The following is a 15,207-nucleotide window of genomic DNA, read 5'->3' as shown; positions in this document are numbered from 1 at the left end:
GGCGTCGGAACCGGTCAGGACGAGCCGACTCGGCGGGAGGGTCGAGGGGTCGGGCACACTGTCTGCCGTGAGGACGCGATGACAGCACTCGAGATCGCCGTGACGTCGGTGGCAGGCGCGCTCGCCGCGCGTGCGGCCGGCGCGACCCGGGTCGAGCTCTGCTCCGCCCTCGAGGTCGGTGGGGTGACGCCGTCGCAGGGGCTGGTCGTGGGAGTCCTCGACGAGATCGGCGGCGTCGACGCCGATGACGGCTGGCAGGGTGTGCACGTGCTCGTCCGGCCTCGGCCGGGCGGGTTCGGCTACTCCACCGAGGAGCGCCTCCTCCTGCGACGCGAGGTCGAGACGGTGCTGGAGGCCGGAGCCGACGGGATCGTGATCGGCGCGCTCACCCCGCACGGAGAGCCCGACCTGGAACTGGTCAGGGAGCTGGCGGATGCTGCCGCTGCGTACGGGGCGACGGTGACGTTCCACCGGGCGATCGACCTCAGCGCGGACCCGGTCGCGGCGATCCGGGCACTGGACGGCGTGGTCGACCGGGTGCTCACCTCAGGCGGCGCGCCGACTGCCGCGGCGGGGGCGGCGACGATCGCCGAGATGGTCGCGGTCGGCGGACCGGACGTACTGGCCGGAGGCGGCGTGACCGTCGACGCGATCAGCGCGCTCGCGGCGCTCGGTGTCGAGGGCGTGCATCTCTCCGCCAAGCGACGGGTCGTCACGAGCGGCGGGGTGGCGCTGGGAGTCGCCGACGACGGTGGTCACTGGGTGACCGATCCCGATGTGGTCGCCGCCGCGGCAGCGGCCTTGGCCGGGTCCGCCTAGCTGGTCCGCCTAGCTGGGGGAGTCGCCCTCGACGAGGTCGCGCAGCACCGCCACGGCGCTCTCGAGGTCGGCCTGGGTGCGGTGACGCGACTCCAGCCGCTCGGCGATGAGGTGGGAGATGCGCTCACGTACGTCGGCGAGGTCGGCGCGGCCGGCGTCGGTCAGCGTCACCAGGCTCGCGCGGGCGTCGGCGGGGTTGGGCTCCTTGCTGACCAGGCCGGTCTCCACCAGCTGGGCGATCTGGGCAGACATGGTCGGCTGCGAGCAGCCGTCGGCCCGGGCCAGGTCGGTGATGCCGAGCGGTCCGATGGCGTCGAGGATCGTGAGGACCCGGACGCTGGCCGGAAGGTCGAGCTCGCGGCGGACCAGGCGCATGAGGCGCGCCGCGTAGACGACGAGGTCGCTGGAGAGGTCCAGGGTCTCCGCCGAAGCGGTCGGGGCTTCCGAGGGAAGCAGCTGCTGTGAAGGCATCGATCGGAATCCAGAGTTGGGGGTTGCGGCGCGGTGAACGGGTGGAGACTATCTGAGAATGACTACGGAACGGCACACCTGGATCGCGTTCCTGCGCGCCATCAACCTCGGCGCGAACCGGAAATTCCCGAAACAGGCGATCTCCGCCGCCGTGGTGAGGGCGGGCGGAACCGATGTCGAGACCTATATCAACACGGGCAACGTACGCTTCGACCACCCGGTCGGCGACCGGGCCGAGATGGAGGCGATCCTGGAGGAGGCCTTCGCGGCCGACCGCTTCTTCGAGGTGCCGACGATCTGCGTGACGCCCGCTGAGCTGAAGGTGATCGCCAACGACGCCGCCGCGGTGGGGATGGGGCACGAGGGCAAGCAGTTCGTGTTCCTGTGCAAGGAGCTCACCGACTCCGGCTCCCGGGACGCGCTGGTCGCCCGGGCGGGGGAGGGCGAGCGGGTCTATGTCATCGGCCGCGCCGTGCACCTGCTCACCGAGAGCTTCCAGCAGACGAAGATCACCAACGCGGTCGTCGAGCGCCACATCGCCATCAGCACCAACCGCAACATCAACGTGATCCGCACGCTCGCCGACAAGTGGGCGTGAGGCCTACTGCGCCTCGATGCGGTCGAGGTAGGCCCGGCGTACGTCACCGTCGACGCGGGTGATCGCGGCGTCGTCGTGGACGGCGCGTCGGATCAGCCGCATCACCCGTTCGGGGACGAGCGGGGCGCCGTTGGCGGCCAGGCCGACGTAGGACGGGACGGCGATCTCGGCGGACCGGCTGCGGACCGATCTCACCACCGCGGCCGCGATGTCCTCGGGATCGACCGCCGGGAGGACGCCGAGGTCGATGCCGGAGGAGAGCTCGGTGCGTACGGCGCTCGGCAGCACGGTGGTGAGCGAGACGCCGGTGCCCTCGAGCTCGAGCCGGGTGGCCGCGCTGAGGCCGACGACGGCGTACTTGCTGGCGTTGTAGACCGCCAGGCCCTTGAGCGGGAACTTGCCCGCCAGCGAGGCGACGTTGACGACGTGACCGTGGCCGCGGGCGATCATCTGGGGCAGCGCGAGCCGCATCCCGTGGATGACGCCGTGGACGTTGACCTCCATCGTCAGCCGGTCGATCCGGTCCTCCTGGTCGAGGAAGGAGCCGTTGGGCATGACGCCGGCGTTGTTGACCAGGACGTCGACCTGCCTGCCGTGCGCCTCCTCCGCGGCGGCGAGGAAGTCGGCGTAGGACTGCTTGTCGGTGACGTCGAGCCGGTGGCCGCTGGCGCTCTCGCCGAGGCCTGCCGCCGCGTCCCGCGCCAAGGTGTCGTCGAGGTCGCCGAGGGCGACCCGTGCGCCGGCCGCGACGAACTCGCTCGCCGTGGCTAGGCCGATGCCGCGGGCCGCGCCGGTGATGACGACGAGGGCGCCGTCGAGGTCGATCCTGGGGTAGCGGGTCATGCGCTCACTTCCTCCGTCTTGTGCTCCGTCTTGTGCTCCGTCTTGTGCTCTGTCTCGTGGACCGTGATCTCGAAGTCGGCCGGGTCGAAGCGGCTGATCCGGCGGACCAGCTCGCCGGTGGACCACGGCCAGGAGAAGCTGTTGCGACCGTTGGCGTCGATGAAGTAGCTGTGGCAGGACGCGCCGCTGTAGGCGGTGCCGGTGAGTGCGGCCTGCACGTCCTCGACGTACGCGGCCTGGGCCCGCGGACTGACGTCGAGCTTCGCCCAGCCTTCTGCGCGGGCGGTCGTGATGGCCTCGGTGATCATCGCCACCTGCGACTCGGCGACGGCGAACGCCGAGCCGTGACCGGTGCCGAGACTCGGGCCGAGCACCACGAAAGCGTTCGGGAAACCGGTGACCGAGGTGCCCTGGTAGGCCTCGGGGGAGCCGGCCCAGTGCTCTGCGAGCGTGCGGCCGTCGGCTCCACGGATCAGGTCGGCGACCGGCATGTCGAGGATGTGGAAGCCGGTGCCGAGGATGATCGCGTCGACCTCCGCGGTGCTGCCGTCGGCGCCGATCACGCGCGCGCCCTCGACCCGCTCGACGCCGGTCGCGTGGACCTCGACGTTGGGCTTCGTCAGCGACTGGAGGTAGTTGTTGGAGAAGAGGATCCGCTTGCAGCCGAGCAGGTAGTCGGGCGTCAGCTTGGCGCGCAGCTCCTTGTCGCGGACGGCGGCGCGCAGGTAGGCCTCGCCGATCTTCTGCAGCCCGTGCATCAGCGGCTTGGGGCGGTGGAAGGCGACGCCGACGGTCTCCATCGCGGCGTACTCGACCGCGCCGAGCGCCTTCTCGAAGAGGGGCACGTTGCGCTTGACCCACTTCTCCGCGTCGGGGACCGGATGGTCGACCTTGGGCAGCACCCAGTGGGCGGTGCGCTGGAAGAGGTGCAGAGCGGCGACCCGCTTCTGGATCCGGGGGACGAACTGGACGGCCGAGGCGCCGGTACCGATGACGGCGACCCGCTTGCCGTCGAGGTCGACGTCGTGGTTCCACCGGGCCGAGTGCCAGACCTCGCCGGGGAAGCCTTCCAGGCCGGGCAGGTCGGGGATGTTCGGCTCGTTCCACGGACCGGCCGCGGCGACGAGGAAACGTGCGGTGGCCTCGCCCTCGCTGGTGTCCAGGTGCCACGTCGCGGAGTCCGCGTCCCAGGTCGCGCCGAAGACCTCGACCCCGAACCGGGTGATGTCCTCGAGCCCTCGGTCCCGGGCTACGCCGTCGATGTAGGCGAGGATCTCGGGCTGGTTGCCGTAGACCCGCGACCAGTCGCTGTTGGGCGCGAACGAGAACGAGTAGAGGTTGGACGGTACGTCGCACGCGCACCCCGGATAGGTGTTGGCCCGCCAGGTGCCACCGTAGGTGTCGGCCTTCTCGAGGATGACGACGTCCTCGACGCCCGCCTCGCGTAGCTTGATCGCGGCCGCGATGCCGGAGATGCCGGCGCCGATGACGACGACCTCGTGATGGGTGCTCATGCATCTGCTCCTTCGAGCGCGGCCGCGACGCGGCCGGGGAGGTTTCGGCGGGCCGCGGCGAGGGTGGCCTCGCGGCGCCCGAGGTCCATGAAGTTCGGGCCCATCGCGGCCAGCTCCGCAGGCCCGGGCTCGACCCGGACGACGCGTACGCCGCTCTCCCGGAGCTGCGCGACCTCGCGGTCGAGCACGGCGGTCATCTGGGAGCGAAGCAGGCGCTCGATCCGGTCGAGGCCACGGGCGGGAACGCCGCCCTCGGTGGTCATCGGGGCGACCACGACGACCTCGTCGACCGCCTGGCCGAGGAGGAGGTCAGCCGAGACGGAGGAGACGGCACCGCCGTCGACGTAGCGACGGCCCGCGATCTCGACCGGCGGGAACCAGCCGGGGATCGCCCAGGAGGCCGCGACCGCCGCGCCCAGGGTGGCCGAGGGGGCGTCCGTGGAGCCGAACGCCACCCGCTCGCCGGTGGCCGCGTCCGCCGCGACCAGCCAGGTCGCGGGGTGGTCGACCCAGCCGTCGGGTCCGGCCAGCGCGTCGCCGTACGCCCGCAGCCAGCCGGCGTCGCCGCGGCCGCGGGGGAGCAGGCCCGCCAGTGCGCTGTAGGGCGAGCGGCGGGAGAGGCCGGGACGTACCAGGCCGAGCGCGGGCAGCGCGGGTGCCGGCACCGGTGGCGCCGCGCCGGGATGGACGGCGACGTGGGCCGCCAGGACGGGGTCGGCGCCCGGTGCCCCGTCGAGCGCGTCGAGGAGGTCCTGCGGCGTACGGCCGGAGCCGAGGGCCGCGACGATCTCCGAGCCCGCGGACGTGCCGACGAGGACGTCGGCCGTGCGGACGTCCCAGTCCAGCGCCTCCTCCAGGACGCGGAGGGCCACGGCCGTCCAGGCGAAGCCGAGAGTGCCGCCGCAGCCGATGGCGAGTGCGCGTCGTCGAGTCATATTCGGATACTAACGGTATTTGAATACCAGCGGTACCCCGAACTGATAAGATCTCACCCGTGGGCCGGATCACGCGCAAGGAGTCGCACGCACAGACGCGGGAGCGTCTCATTGCGACCGCACGCCAGCTGTTCCTCTCGGACGGCTACAACGCGACCTCGCTCGACAAGGTCGCCACCACGGCGGGCTTCTCGAAGGGAGCGGTCTACTCGAACTTCTCCACCAAGGACGAGCTCGGCCTCGCCGTGCTCGACGTGATCCACCGGGAGCGGGCAGAGTCCCTGGCGGACGCCGTCAGCGGCGTCGACACCGTCGAGGGCCGGATCGACGCCTTCGCGGCGTGGGCCGAGGCCAACATCGGCGACGTCGGCTGGACCGCGCTCGAGGTCGAGTTCGCGACCAGCACCCGCCGCGTCCCGGGGGTGAGCCAGCAGCTCGCCGAACGGCGCCGTGAGCTCACTGCGGCCATCGCCGGACTCATCGAGCAGCAGGCCGCCGACCTCGGCCTGAGACTCGCCTCACCGGCCGAGGACGCGGCGGTCCAGCTGCTCTCCCTCGGCATCGGGCTCGGCGTCCAGCGTGCGTTCGACCCCGATCTCTCGGTCACCAGCCTGGTCGACCTGCTGCGCTCGCTCCTGGAGAGCGCGACGCCTGCGTCGTAGGTCCCTAGTGGGCCGGCGCGCCGTTGCGCTCCGGGGCCGGGAAGGAGACCCGGTTCAGGTGGCGTACGGCCGGGCTCAGCAGCGTGGCGAGGGAGATCACCACGTAGGCGATGCCGGCGATCGCGAGCATGTTCTCGATCCCGTACGCAGCGGCCAGCGGCCCCATGGCCAGCTGTCCGACGGGGATGGCGATGTAGGTGCCGAGCTGGTCGTAGGAAGAGGCCCGGGAGAGCAGGTCGCTCGGGACGTTCTCCTGCATCGACAGCTGCCAGCCGAGGCTGAAGACCTGGATGCCGGCGCCGGAGAGGGCGGCGGCGGGCAACAGCACGGTGAGGTCGGTGGAGAAGCCGAGTGCGGCGATCGGCAGCCCGAACAGGGCCATGCCGATCATGCCGTAGAACAGCGGCCGCTCGAGCCGGACCTTCATCAGCACGAGCGTCGCGGCGAGCACGCCGATCCCCTGGAAGGTCAGGATCAGGCCCCAGCCGCCCGCGCCCAGCGCCGAGCTCTCGGCCCGCTGCGGACCGAGCGTGAGCAGCCCGCCCTCGTAGAGCGCGTTGAGCATGGTCGCGGCGCCGACGCAGAGCCACAACCAGCTCGTCGTGCGGAAGTAGTCCCAGCCCAGGCGCAGGTCGCCGACGACCGAGGCCGCCTTGGTGACCGAGCCTTCGATCTTGACAGGGAGCAACAGGGCGGCGGCGATGATCCAGGTGGCGGCGTCGAGCGCGAGCGCCCAGCCCGCGCCGACGCTGAGGACGAGCAGGCCGGCGGTGCCGGGACCGGCGACCGCGACGACCGCCCGGGTCAGCGACATCAGTACGTTGGCTTCCTGCAGCATGGTGCGAGGCACCACGAGCGGGATGATCCCCTGTTGGGCGGGCAGGCCGGCGGCGGAGACGATGCCGTTGAGTGCGGAGAGTGCGATCAGGTGCCACAGCTCGGCGACACCGGCGATGACGAGGACAGCGACGACCGCCTGGCTCAGCCCCGAGACCAGGTTGGAGGCGAACAGGATCCGGGCTCGGCCGATCCGGTCGGCGAGCACGCCGCCGATGAGCATGAAGATGATCATCGGGATGGTGCGGGCCGCCAGGACGGCGCCGATCGCGATCGGGGCGTCACTGACCTCCATGACCGCGAAGGCCAGGGCGACGGGCGCCATGAAGTTGCCCACCAGGTTGATCGATCGAGAAGCGAAGAACCAGCGGAAGTGGGGTTCGTGAAGTGGGGCTGTCGCCGAGATCCGAGCCATTCGAGAGAGAATAGACCGTCGGGTGATTTCTATCTCCCGAAAATTCCCAATTCTGTCACGAGACCGTTATACCGGCCGAGCGCATCTCCTCGATGGCGGCCGAGGTGCTTGCCGGAGCCACGCCGGCGGCCAGTTCGGCGAGCAGCGTGGTGTGGAAACCGGCGGCTCGGGCGTCGAGCGCGGTGGCGCGTACGCAGTAGTCGGTCGCCAGTCCGCACACGTCGACCTCCTCCACTCCGCGGGCCCGGAGCCAGTCGGTCAGGGTGGCCCCGCCGGTGGCCGCGCCCTCGAAGCCGGAGTAGGCGGCTGCGTACTCTCCCTTGCGGAAGATCTCGTCGAAGGTGACCGGGTCGAGGTTGGGGTGGAACGCCTCACCGTCGGTGCCGACCACGCAGTGCGCCGGCCAGGAGTCGACGTAGTCCGGCGGGTTGCCGAAGTGGTCGCCCGGATCGATGTGGTGATCCTTGGTCGCCACGACCAGCCCGTACGTCTGCTCCGGCTCCTTGCTCGCCGCCCGGTCCCGCAGCAGCTGACCGATGTCGTAGGCCACCCGGGCCCCGCCGTCGACCGGCAGGGAACCGCCCTCGCAGAAGTCGTTCTGTACGTCGACCACGATCAGTGCACGCGTCATGGACGTCAGCCTAGACCGGCTCTACTGGAAGAGCGTCGGGATCGCGGGGTCGCCCTTCAGGAGCGAGTGGGCGATGACCGGGAGCTCGGCGACCGAGGCCCGGTGGCGCTCGCGCGCGGCGTCGAGGGGCTCGCGGCCGACGACCTCGCCCTTCCGGACCAGCTGGGTGAGGAGCGGACGGTCGTTGTTGTCGCCCTGAGGAGCGGTGCCGATGCCGATCACCTCGGCGTCGGCGACGTCTTTGCGGTTGCGGCGGCGCAAGGCGTACTTCCGGCCGCCGATCGAGGCCTTGGCGGCGCTCTTCTTGGCGACCGGCTCGAGGTCGCCGGAGGCACCCTCACGGGCGACCAGCTTGTAGACGAAGCCGGCCGTCGGATGGCCGGAGCCGGTGACCAGCTGGGTGCCGACGCCGTAGCCGTCGACGGGGGCCGCCGCGAGGCCGGCGATGGCGTACTCGTCCAGGTCGCTGGTGACGATGATCTTCGTCTCGGTCGCGCCGAGGTCGTCCAGCTGGCGACGTACGTCATGGGCGAGGAGCCCCAGGTCGCCGGAGTCGATCCGCACCGCACCGAGCTCGGGACCGGCGACCTCGACGGCCTTGGCCACCGCCTCGGCGATGTCGTAGGTGTCCACCAGCAGCGTGGTGCCCTTTCCGAGGGAGGCGATCTGGGCCTGAAAGGCCTGCTCCTCGGTGTCGTGCAGGAGGGTGAAGGCGTGTGCGGAGGTGCCGGTCGTCGGCACGCCGAAGCGGGCGCGGGCGGCGAGGTTGGAGGTGGCGGTGAAGCCGGCGACGTAGGCCGCTCGGGCGGCGGCGATCGCGGCCGCCTCGTGGGTGCGGCGCGAGCCCATCTCGATGCACGGGCGCTCACCGGCCGCCATCGTCATCCGGGATGCCGCGGTGGCGATGGCCGAGTCGTGGTTGTAGATCGAGAGGAGCACCGTCTCCAGGACGACCGCCTCGGCGAAGCTGGCCTCGACCACGAGCAGGGGCGACTGCGGGAAGAAGGTCTCGCCCTCGGCGTACCCCCAGATGTCGCCGGTGAAGCGGTAGCCGGCCAACCACTCCAGGGTCGGGCCGTCGACGACGCCCTCCAGGATCGCCAGCTGCTCCGAGCCGAAGCGGAACGCCTCGAGCGCGTCGAGCGCGCGCCCGACCCCGGCCACCACGCCGTAGCGCCGCCCGCCGGCCAGGCGCCGGGGGAACAGCTCGAAGACGGCACGGCGCTCCGCGGTGCCCGCCTTCAGGGCTGCCTGGAGCATCGTCAGCTCGTAGTGATCTGTCAGGAGCGCGGTCGAGTCCGCTGTCGAGTCCACGAGCACATCGTGGCACGATGGACTGCATGAGCGCGCCAAGCCCCGTGGAGCTCGACGAGCCGGAGATCGATGATCTCGTCGCCCCGTCGACACCGTGGGTGACCATCGTCTGGAACGACCCGGTCAACCTGATGTCGTACGTCACCTTCGTCTTCCAGAAGTACTTCGGCTACTCCAAGAAGAAGTCGGAGAAGCTGATGATGGAGGTGCACAACGACGGCAAGTCGGCCGTCTCCACCGGGTCGCGCGAGGAGATGGAGCGCGACGTGCAGGCGATGCATGAATACGGTCTGTGGGCGACGCTGGAGAAGCAGGAATGAACACCCCACAGCGTTCTTCGGTTCCCCCGCTGCGCTCCTCCACCGAACAACGCTGCGGGGACCCCGTCTGATGGGCGGGTTCAGCTACCACCGCCGCGGCAAGCAGATCATCGCGACCTTCTCCGGGTTCGAGGCCGACCTGCTCCGTTCGCTGGCCTCTCAGCTCGTCGAGCTGCTGCGCAACGAGGTCGCCGCCCCGGCCGAGAGCGATGACCCGCTCGAGGCGCTGCTCGACTTCTCGGGGCCGACCACCGAGCCCGAGGACCCGGTGCTGAAGCGGCTCTTCCCCTCCGCCTACGGCAACGACGAGGAGGCGGCCGGGGAGTTCCGGCGGTTCACCGAGGGTGGCCTGCGCGACGGCAAGGCGCGTGCCGCCTCGACGATCATCGACGAGCTGGAGGAGGCCGGGCTCCCGCCCGAGCTCAACGAGGACGGGCTGGTCATCGACGTCGAGCTGTCGATCGCCGACGCCGAGGCGTGGATGCGCTCCTTCACCGATATCCGGCTCGCGCTCGCGACCCGGCTCGGGGTCGAGGAGGGCGACGAGGACTTCTGGGACTCGCTGCCCGACGACGATCCCGCCGGCCAGGTCTACGGGATCTACCAGTGGGTCGGGATCCTGCAGGAGACCATCGTCGAAGCCCTGTGGGCCGCGGCCTGACCGACGCGCCCTAGCGTCCGGTCGTACGACCGTCCAGCAGGGTGACCAGGATGCGGGTGAGCGTCGCCCGGTCCTCCTCGGGAAGGGGCCGCAGGAGCTCGTCGGCGGCCTGCTGGCGGGCATCCTCGATCAGCCGTCCCAGGCGTACGCCCTCCTCGGTCGCGACCACGCAGACCGCCCGGCGGTCGGCCGGATCGGGCCGGCGTGCGACCAGGCCGTGGCCCTCGAGGCCGTCGACGACCTCGGTGGCCGACCTCGGGACGATGCGGAGCCGCTCGGCGAGGGCCGAGAGCCGTATCGGCTCGTCGGCGGCGAGCACGATCCGCAGGGCTCGGCTCTGCGAGGGGGTGATCCCCCAACGGGCGGTCGCCTCGCCGAAGCGGCGGCGGAGGGTGCGTGCTGCCGCCATCAGCAGGTCGGCGGTCTCGTCCACAGGAATAACCCTAACCCATCGTGCGTTAGCCTCATTGTGAGTCAACCTCAGTAATTAGGATCGAGGTGATCGGATGAGTGACCCGCACCCGTACAAGTCTTCCGAAGGACCCGGCCGTTCCGGCCGTGACCCCCAGAACAAGCGCGCCGACCGCGCCCAGCTCGAGGCCAAGCCGGTCTCGCTGCGCCGGATCGCGCGGCTCTTCGCGCCCTACCGTGGGCGCCTGCTTCTCGTCGTGGCGCTGATCGTGGTCAGCTCGGTGATCGGGCTGGCGCAGCCGTTCCTGGTCAAGCACGTCATCGACACCGCCCTGCCCGAGCGTGACACCACGCTGCTCCTGCTCTGCGTCGCCGCGATGGTGCTCGTCGCCATCGCCTCCGCCGCCCTCGGGGTAGCCCAGACGCTGATCTCGACCGAGGTCGGCCAGCGGGTCATGCACCGGCTGCGTACCGATCTCTTCGGGCACCTGCAGCGCCAGTCGCTCGACTTCTTCACCCGTACGCGGGGTGGCGAGGTGCAGTCGCGGCTGGTCAACGACATCGGCTCGATGCAGTCGGTGGTCACCTCGACCGCGACGTCGATCGCCGCCAACGTCACGGTCGTGACCGGCACCGTGGTCGCGATGATGGCGCTCAACTGGCGGCTCGCGCTGATCTCGCTGGTGGTGCTGCCGCCGGCGGTGTGGACCACCCGCAAGGTGGCACAGATGCGCTACGCGGTGACGACGCAGCGTCAGGCGAAGATGGCCGACCTGCACGTGCAGGTCGAGGAGGGGCTCTCGGTCAGCGGCATCCTGCTGACCAAGACCCTGGGCGCCGCGCCGGCCCTGGCCTCCCGCTTCGAGCAGACCTCCCACGACCTCGTCGGTCTGGAGGTACGCAGTCAGCTCGCCGGGCGGTGGCGGATGGCGACCATGCAGGTCATCTTCGCCGCGGTGCCGGCCGCGCTCTACGTCGCCGCGGGCTTCCCGGCGACCTCCGGTGGGTTGACGATCGGGACCCTGGTCGCCTTCGTCTCGCTCCAGGGCTCGCTCTTCCGGCCGCTGATGGGGCTGCTCAACGTCGGGGTCGACGTGACCTCCTCCCTGGCGCTCTTCTCCCGGATCTTCGAGTATCTCGACCTGCCGGTCGAGATCGACGACCCGGCCTCGCCGGTACCGCTGGGCGAGGCTCGCGGGGAGGTCGTCCTCGACGATGTCGGCTTCTCCTACGACGGCGCGCAACCCGTCCTCGAACACATCTCGCTGCGGGTGCCCGCGGGCGGCTCGCTGGCGCTGGTCGGGGCCACCGGATCGGGCAAGTCGACCCTCGCCGGGATGGTCGCGCGGCTGCACGACCCGACCTCCGGTCGGGTGCTGCTCGACGGGGTCGACCTGCGCAGTCTGACCCTCGCCGACCTGGCCGCCAACGTCGGCATGGTCACCCAGGAGACCTACCTGCTCCACGCGAGCGTGCGCGACAACCTGCGCCACGCCCGCCCCGAGGCGAGCGAGGCCGAGATCGAGGCGGCTGCTCGTGCGGCCCGGATCCACGACGTGATCGTCGGGCTCCCGGAGGGCTACGACACGCTCGTCGGCTCCCGCGGACACCGCTTCTCCGGCGGTGAGCAGCAGCGTCTGGCGATCGCTCGCACGCTGCTGCGCGACCCGCGCGTGCTCGTGCTCGACGAGGCCACCTCCGCGCTCGACAACACCACCGAACGCGAGGTCCAGGCGGCCCTGGGCCGCCTGGCGGAGGGACGTACGACGATCACGATCGCCCACCGCCTCTCCACCGTCCGCGACGCCGACCAGATCGCCGTGCTCGACCACGGACGGGTCATCGAGGTCGGCACCCACGAGGAGCTGCTGCTGCGGGGCGGTGCCTACGCCGACCTCGTACGTGGCGGCCTGGCCGCGGTCGCCTAGCACGGTTGGTGAGCGGTGGCAGGCCGGAGTCCGAGGGCCGGTCACGTTCGGGATCCGGTTCGGGTCCGCCTAGGCTGAGCCTGTGCTGACCATCGACCAGGCGACGTACGACGCGATCGTCGCCCACGCGAAGCGCGACCATCCCGACGAGGCGTGCGGGATCGTCGCGGGGCCTGAGGGCTCGGATCGGCCCGAGCGGTTCATCGAGATGATCAACGCCGCCGGCTCGCCGACCTTCTACGAGTTCGACTCGACCGATCTGCTCCAGCTCTACAAGGAGATGGACGCCAACGACGAGGAGCCGGTGGTGGTCTACCACTCCCACACGGCGACCGAGGCCTACCCCTCGCGCACCGACATCGGCCTCGCGATGGAGCCGAACGCTCACTACGTGCTGGTCAGCACCAGGGAGCACGGAAATGACGCGGGTCCGGTCGAGTTCCGGTCCTACCGCATCGTCGACGGCAACGTCACCGAGGAAGAAATCAGCATCGTCGCGACGTTGTCGTGACGCGCACCACCTACATCTAGGAGAACGAACCCATGGCCATCGAGGTCAAGATCCCGACCATCCTCCGCACCTACACCGCCGGTGAGAAGGCAGTCAGCGCCGAGGGCAAGACCCTGAGCGCGCTCATCGACGACCTCGAGGCGAACCACTCCGGCATCAAGGAGCGCCTCATCGACAACGGCGACCTGCGCCGCTTCGTCAACGTCTACATCAACGACGAGGACGTCCGCTTCATCGGCGGTCTCGACGCCGAGCTCAAGGACGGCGACCAGGTCGTCGTCCTTCCGGCTGTCGCCGGCGGCTGCTGAGTGGTGTGGATGCTCACCGAGGTAACTCGGTGAGCGCTCACTGCCTTCGCGGAGTTCCGCGAAGGCAGTGACTCCAGACCGAGGTAACTCGGTCTGCGGGCAGCGGTTTCTCAGCCCAGGATGCCGCGGTCGTACGCTCGTGCGACCGCGGCTGCTCTGTCTGTGACCCCGAGCTTGTCGAAGATGTGGCCCAGGTGGGTCTTGACCGTCGCCTCGCTGACGAAGAGCGACGCGGCGATGGCGCGGTTGGTCGTGCCGCGGGCGACCAGGGTGAGCACCTCGCGCTCGCGCGGGCTGAGCTGCGCAGTCGGGCCGGGGGAGCGGAGCCGGGAGGCGAGCCGGGTCGCGACGGCGGGGGAGAGGACCGTCTCCCCGGCCGCGGTCGCCCGGACGGCCGCGATCAGGTCGTGCGTCGGGGCGTCCTTGAGCAGGTAGCCGGTGGCTCCGGCCTCGATCGCGGCGACGACGTCGGAGTCGGTGTCGAAGGTCGTCAGGACGAGTACGCCGGCCCGTGACTCGCGCGCCCGGAGCCGCTCGATCACCTCGACCCCTCCGGTGCCCGGCATCCGGAGGTCGAGGACGAGCACGTCCGGGTCGAGCTGTTCCACGAGGGCCAGGGTCTGCGCCCCGTCTCCCGCCTGGCCGACGACCTCGAAGCCCTGCGCGCGGAGCACTCCGACCACCCCGTCGCGTACGACCGGGTGGTCGTCGGCGACCACGATCCTGATCTGAGTCATGCCGTCACCTCCGTAGCGCAGGCGTAAGAATACGGACGTGGCGGCCTGACGCTGATCGTCGCTCGCTGGCGCTCGCTCATGAGGGTCCTCGGGGGAGAGCGGGGATGCTGGCGGAGACGGCGGTGCCGGCGTCGTGCGCGGACTCCAGGGTCAGGGCGCCGGTCAGGCGTTCGGCGCGGTCGCGCATCACGCCCAGTCCGAACGAGGACGAGCGCCGCGGAGCGGTCGGGTCGAAGCCGGAGCCGTCGTCGCGTACGTCGAGGATCACGTCCGCGTCGTCGAAGGTGAGCGTGATGCCGACCCGGGTCGCGCCGGCATGCTTGGCGACGTTGGCGAGGGCCTCCTGGGCGATCCGCAGCAGCGTCGCCTCGACCTCGGAGTGCAGCGCCGTGGCGTCACCGACGACGACGAAGGAGGCCTCGACGCCATGGTCGTCGCGCCAGCCGGCGACCAACGTCGAGAGGGCGTCGGCGAGGCCCGCGTCGGCCAGCTCGGCGGGGGTCAGGTCCTGCACGGAGCGCCGGGCCTCCACCAGTGCGGTGCGGGCCATCTCGGTGGCCCGGGCCACTCGGCGGCGTACGTCCTCGGCGTCGTCGGACCCCTGGGCGGCCTGGAGTTGGGCGACGGCACCGGCGAGGGACTGAGCGATGGTGTCGTGGATCTCGCGGGCCAGGCGCTCGCGCTCGTCGCGCACACCACTCTCGCGCGAGCGCGCGAGGAGCTGCTCCTGCAGCCGTTCGTTCTCGGCGCGCGCGAGCTCCAGACGGGTGATCGTCTCGGCTCGCTCCTGGCTGACCGCGTCGAGATGGAGGCTGTAACGGCTCATCAGCGAGGCCAGCCCGAAGTTGAGGACGAACAGCACGGGCAGCAGCACGCTCTGCCACCACTCGTCATAGGGCGGTGCGCCGCCGGTCTGCCCGGTGGCCATGATCAGCGCGGTGGCCGCCATCGCCACCCATCGCCACCGGCCGCGGAACGAGTCGAAGGCGTCCAGGAACCCGATCCAGGCGAAGATGCAGAACAGCGGGTGCATCACGGTGAGGGCCGCGACGAGGAGGGTGCGTCCGATATAGCCGACCGGATGTGGGCGGGCGTAGACATAGGTCCATCGCCAGGTCCACACCGCGGTCGCGGCCACGAGCACACCGAAGACGACCCGGGTCGCGACCGTGTCCGGCCCTATCACCGGGAAGGTCGCGACGCAGACGATGGTGGCGAGCGTGAGCAGCACGAAGGGCAATGCCTTCAGGTTGCGGTCCCACTGCCGCTCGAGCTCGACGGCCGAGGTCATG

At 70.7% G+C, this 15,207-nt stretch carries 18 protein-coding genes; 8 read left to right on the top strand and 10 right to left on the bottom strand.

The window, feature by feature from the left end:
* The coding region (locus ACFV9G_RS11895) for a copper homeostasis protein CutC (protein WP_378727684.1) at window positions 1-819 on the top strand (819 nt) is incomplete at its 5' end.
* Between the two features lie 9 nt (window positions 820-828).
* Here ACFV9G_RS11895 and ACFV9G_RS11890 read toward each other — a convergent pair.
* Window positions 829-1,290, bottom strand: coding sequence for a MarR family winged helix-turn-helix transcriptional regulator (locus ACFV9G_RS11890; protein WP_378727683.1), 462 nt, complete (start codon window positions 1,288-1,290; stop codon window positions 829-831).
* Between the two features lie 58 nt (window positions 1,291-1,348).
* Between ACFV9G_RS11890 and ACFV9G_RS11885 the strand changes: the two genes are divergently transcribed.
* Window positions 1,349-1,888: a DUF1697 domain-containing protein gene (locus tag ACFV9G_RS11885; protein ID WP_091049175.1), complete on the top strand. Its 540-nt coding sequence runs from the start codon at window positions 1,349-1,351 to the stop codon at window positions 1,886-1,888.
* A gap of 3 nt (window positions 1,889-1,891) precedes the next feature.
* On the opposite strand, the gene ACFV9G_RS11880 is transcribed toward ACFV9G_RS11885, so the two are convergent.
* The 3 genes from ACFV9G_RS11880 to ACFV9G_RS11870 are packed head-to-tail and all read right to left on the bottom strand — an operon-like array spanning window position 1,892 to window position 5,180.
* A complete protein-coding gene (locus ACFV9G_RS11880) occupies window positions 1,892-2,731 on the bottom strand; it encodes an SDR family oxidoreductase (RefSeq protein WP_378727682.1) in 840 nt (279 codons plus the stop codon).
* Entirely contained in the window at window positions 2,728-4,245 is a 1,518-nt protein-coding gene (locus tag ACFV9G_RS11875; RefSeq protein WP_378727681.1) for a flavin-containing monooxygenase, read from the bottom strand. The genes ACFV9G_RS11880 and ACFV9G_RS11875 overlap by 4 nt, the downstream gene beginning before the upstream one ends.
* A complete protein-coding gene (locus tag ACFV9G_RS11870) occupies window positions 4,242-5,180 on the bottom strand; it encodes a patatin-like phospholipase family protein (protein WP_378727680.1) in 939 nt (312 codons plus the stop codon). The genes ACFV9G_RS11875 and ACFV9G_RS11870 overlap by 4 nt, the downstream gene beginning before the upstream one ends.
* A 59-nt stretch (window positions 5,181-5,239) precedes the next feature.
* Here ACFV9G_RS11870 and ACFV9G_RS11865 point away from each other — a divergent pair, with 59 nt between their 5' ends.
* Window positions 5,240-5,842: a TetR/AcrR family transcriptional regulator gene (locus ACFV9G_RS11865; protein ID WP_378727679.1), complete on the top strand. Its 603-nt coding sequence runs from the start codon at window positions 5,240-5,242 to the stop codon at window positions 5,840-5,842.
* Window positions 5,843-5,846: 4 nt separating this feature from the next.
* On the opposite strand, the gene ACFV9G_RS11860 is transcribed toward ACFV9G_RS11865, so the two are convergent.
* From ACFV9G_RS11860 to ACFV9G_RS11850, 3 genes are read right to left on the bottom strand one after another with little or no spacing between them, the layout of a single operon-like run.
* Window positions 5,847-7,094 carry an MFS transporter gene (locus ACFV9G_RS11860; protein WP_378727678.1) on the bottom strand — a complete coding sequence of 416 codons (1,248 nt, stop codon included), beginning with the start codon at window positions 7,092-7,094 and terminating at the stop codon, window positions 5,847-5,849.
* A 55-nt stretch (window positions 7,095-7,149) separates the two neighbouring features.
* A complete protein-coding gene (locus tag ACFV9G_RS11855; protein WP_378727677.1) occupies window positions 7,150-7,725 on the bottom strand; it encodes a nicotinamidase in 576 nt (191 codons plus the stop codon).
* Between the two features lie 21 nt (window positions 7,726-7,746).
* Entirely contained in the window at window positions 7,747-9,039 is a 1,293-nt protein-coding gene (locus ACFV9G_RS11850) for a nicotinate phosphoribosyltransferase (protein ID WP_378727676.1), read from the bottom strand.
* Window positions 9,040-9,065: 26 nt separating this feature from the next.
* Between ACFV9G_RS11850 and clpS the strand changes: the two genes are divergently transcribed.
* Together clpS and ACFV9G_RS11840 are read left to right on the top strand one after the other, a co-directional pair.
* The gene (gene clpS / locus ACFV9G_RS11845) at window positions 9,066-9,359 is read left to right on the top strand and encodes an ATP-dependent Clp protease adapter ClpS (protein WP_378727675.1); all 294 of its coding nucleotides are present in this window, start codon (window positions 9,066-9,068) and stop codon (window positions 9,357-9,359) included.
* 70 nt (window positions 9,360-9,429) lie between these two features.
* A complete protein-coding gene (locus ACFV9G_RS11840; RefSeq protein ID WP_378727674.1) occupies window positions 9,430-10,020 on the top strand; it encodes a DUF2017 domain-containing protein in 591 nt (196 codons plus the stop codon).
* Window positions 10,021-10,030: 10 nt separating this feature from the next.
* Here ACFV9G_RS11840 and ACFV9G_RS11835 read toward each other — a convergent pair whose 3' ends face one another.
* Window positions 10,031-10,453, bottom strand: a complete 423-nt coding sequence (locus tag ACFV9G_RS11835; RefSeq protein ID WP_378727673.1) for a MarR family winged helix-turn-helix transcriptional regulator — start codon at window positions 10,451-10,453, stop codon at window positions 10,031-10,033.
* A 73-nt stretch (window positions 10,454-10,526) separates the two neighbouring features.
* Here ACFV9G_RS11835 and ACFV9G_RS11830 point away from each other — a divergent pair, with 73 nt between their 5' ends.
* The 3 genes from ACFV9G_RS11830 (at window position 10,527) to ACFV9G_RS11820 (ending at window position 13,178) form a co-directional block, all read left to right on the top strand.
* Window positions 10,527-12,359, top strand: a complete 1,833-nt coding sequence (locus ACFV9G_RS11830; protein ID WP_378727672.1) for an ABC transporter ATP-binding protein — start codon at window positions 10,527-10,529, stop codon at window positions 12,357-12,359.
* A gap of 82 nt (window positions 12,360-12,441) precedes the next feature.
* Entirely contained in the window at window positions 12,442-12,870 is a 429-nt protein-coding gene (locus tag ACFV9G_RS11825) for a Mov34/MPN/PAD-1 family protein (protein WP_378677502.1), read from the top strand.
* 32 nt (window positions 12,871-12,902) lie between these two features.
* Complete coding sequence (locus ACFV9G_RS11820) at window positions 12,903-13,178, top strand: MoaD family protein (protein ID WP_008358635.1); 276 nt, start codon at window positions 12,903-12,905, stop codon at window positions 13,176-13,178.
* Window positions 13,179-13,288: 110 nt separating this feature from the next.
* Here ACFV9G_RS11820 and ACFV9G_RS11815 read toward each other — a convergent pair whose 3' ends face one another.
* The gene (locus ACFV9G_RS11815; RefSeq protein WP_378727671.1) at window positions 13,289-13,915 is read right to left on the bottom strand and encodes a response regulator; all 627 of its coding nucleotides are present in this window, start codon (window positions 13,913-13,915) and stop codon (window positions 13,289-13,291) included.
* A gap of 76 nt (window positions 13,916-13,991) precedes the next feature.
* Window positions 13,992-15,206, bottom strand: a complete 1,215-nt coding sequence (locus ACFV9G_RS11810; protein WP_378727670.1) for a sensor histidine kinase — start codon at window positions 15,204-15,206, stop codon at window positions 13,992-13,994.
* Between the last annotated feature and the right edge of the window lies 1 nt (window position 15,207).

This window comes from Nocardioides sp. NPDC059952, assembly GCF_042730435.1.
GTDB lineage: Bacteria > Actinomycetota > Actinomycetes > Propionibacteriales > Nocardioidaceae > Nocardioides.
This window is presented reverse-complemented; position numbering and strand designations above follow the sequence as displayed.

What these genes read in the sequence shown, in the direction of transcription:
- ACFV9G_RS11890 (WP_378727683.1), bottom strand. Translation starts at nt 1,290, where the DNA reads ATGCCTTCACAGCAGCTGCTTCCCTCGGAAGCCCCGACCGCTTCGGCG.
- ACFV9G_RS11885 (WP_091049175.1), top strand. Translation starts at nt 1,349, where the DNA reads ATGACTACGGAACGGCACACCTGGATCGCGTTCCTGCGCGCCATCAAC.
- ACFV9G_RS11880 (WP_378727682.1), bottom strand. Translation starts at nt 2,731, where the DNA reads ATGACCCGCTACCCCAGGATCGACCTCGACGGCGCCCTCGTCGTCATC.
- ACFV9G_RS11875 (WP_378727681.1), bottom strand. Translation starts at nt 4,245, where the DNA reads ATGAGCACCCATCACGAGGTCGTCGTCATCGGCGCCGGCATCTCCGGC.
- ACFV9G_RS11870 (WP_378727680.1), bottom strand. Translation starts at nt 5,180, where the DNA reads ATGACTCGACGACGCGCACTCGCCATCGGCTGCGGCGGCACTCTCGGC.
- ACFV9G_RS11860 (WP_378727678.1), bottom strand. Translation starts at nt 7,094, where the DNA reads ATGGCTCGGATCTCGGCGACAGCCCCACTTCACGAACCCCACTTCCGC.
- ACFV9G_RS11855 (WP_378727677.1), bottom strand. Translation starts at nt 7,725, where the DNA reads ATGACGCGTGCACTGATCGTGGTCGACGTACAGAACGACTTCTGCGAG.
- clpS (WP_378727675.1), top strand. Translation starts at nt 9,066, where the DNA reads ATGAGCGCGCCAAGCCCCGTGGAGCTCGACGAGCCGGAGATCGATGAT.
- ACFV9G_RS11840 (WP_378727674.1), top strand. Translation starts at nt 9,430, where the DNA reads ATGGGCGGGTTCAGCTACCACCGCCGCGGCAAGCAGATCATCGCGACC.
- ACFV9G_RS11830 (WP_378727672.1), top strand. Translation starts at nt 10,527, where the DNA reads ATGAGTGACCCGCACCCGTACAAGTCTTCCGAAGGACCCGGCCGTTCC.
- ACFV9G_RS11820 (WP_008358635.1), top strand. Translation starts at nt 12,903, where the DNA reads ATGGCCATCGAGGTCAAGATCCCGACCATCCTCCGCACCTACACCGCC.
- ACFV9G_RS11815 (WP_378727671.1), bottom strand. Translation starts at nt 13,915, where the DNA reads ATGACTCAGATCAGGATCGTGGTCGCCGACGACCACCCGGTCGTACGC.
- ACFV9G_RS11810 (WP_378727670.1), bottom strand. Translation starts at nt 15,206, where the DNA reads ATGACCTCGGCCGTCGAGCTCGAGCGGCAGTGGGACCGCAACCTGAAG.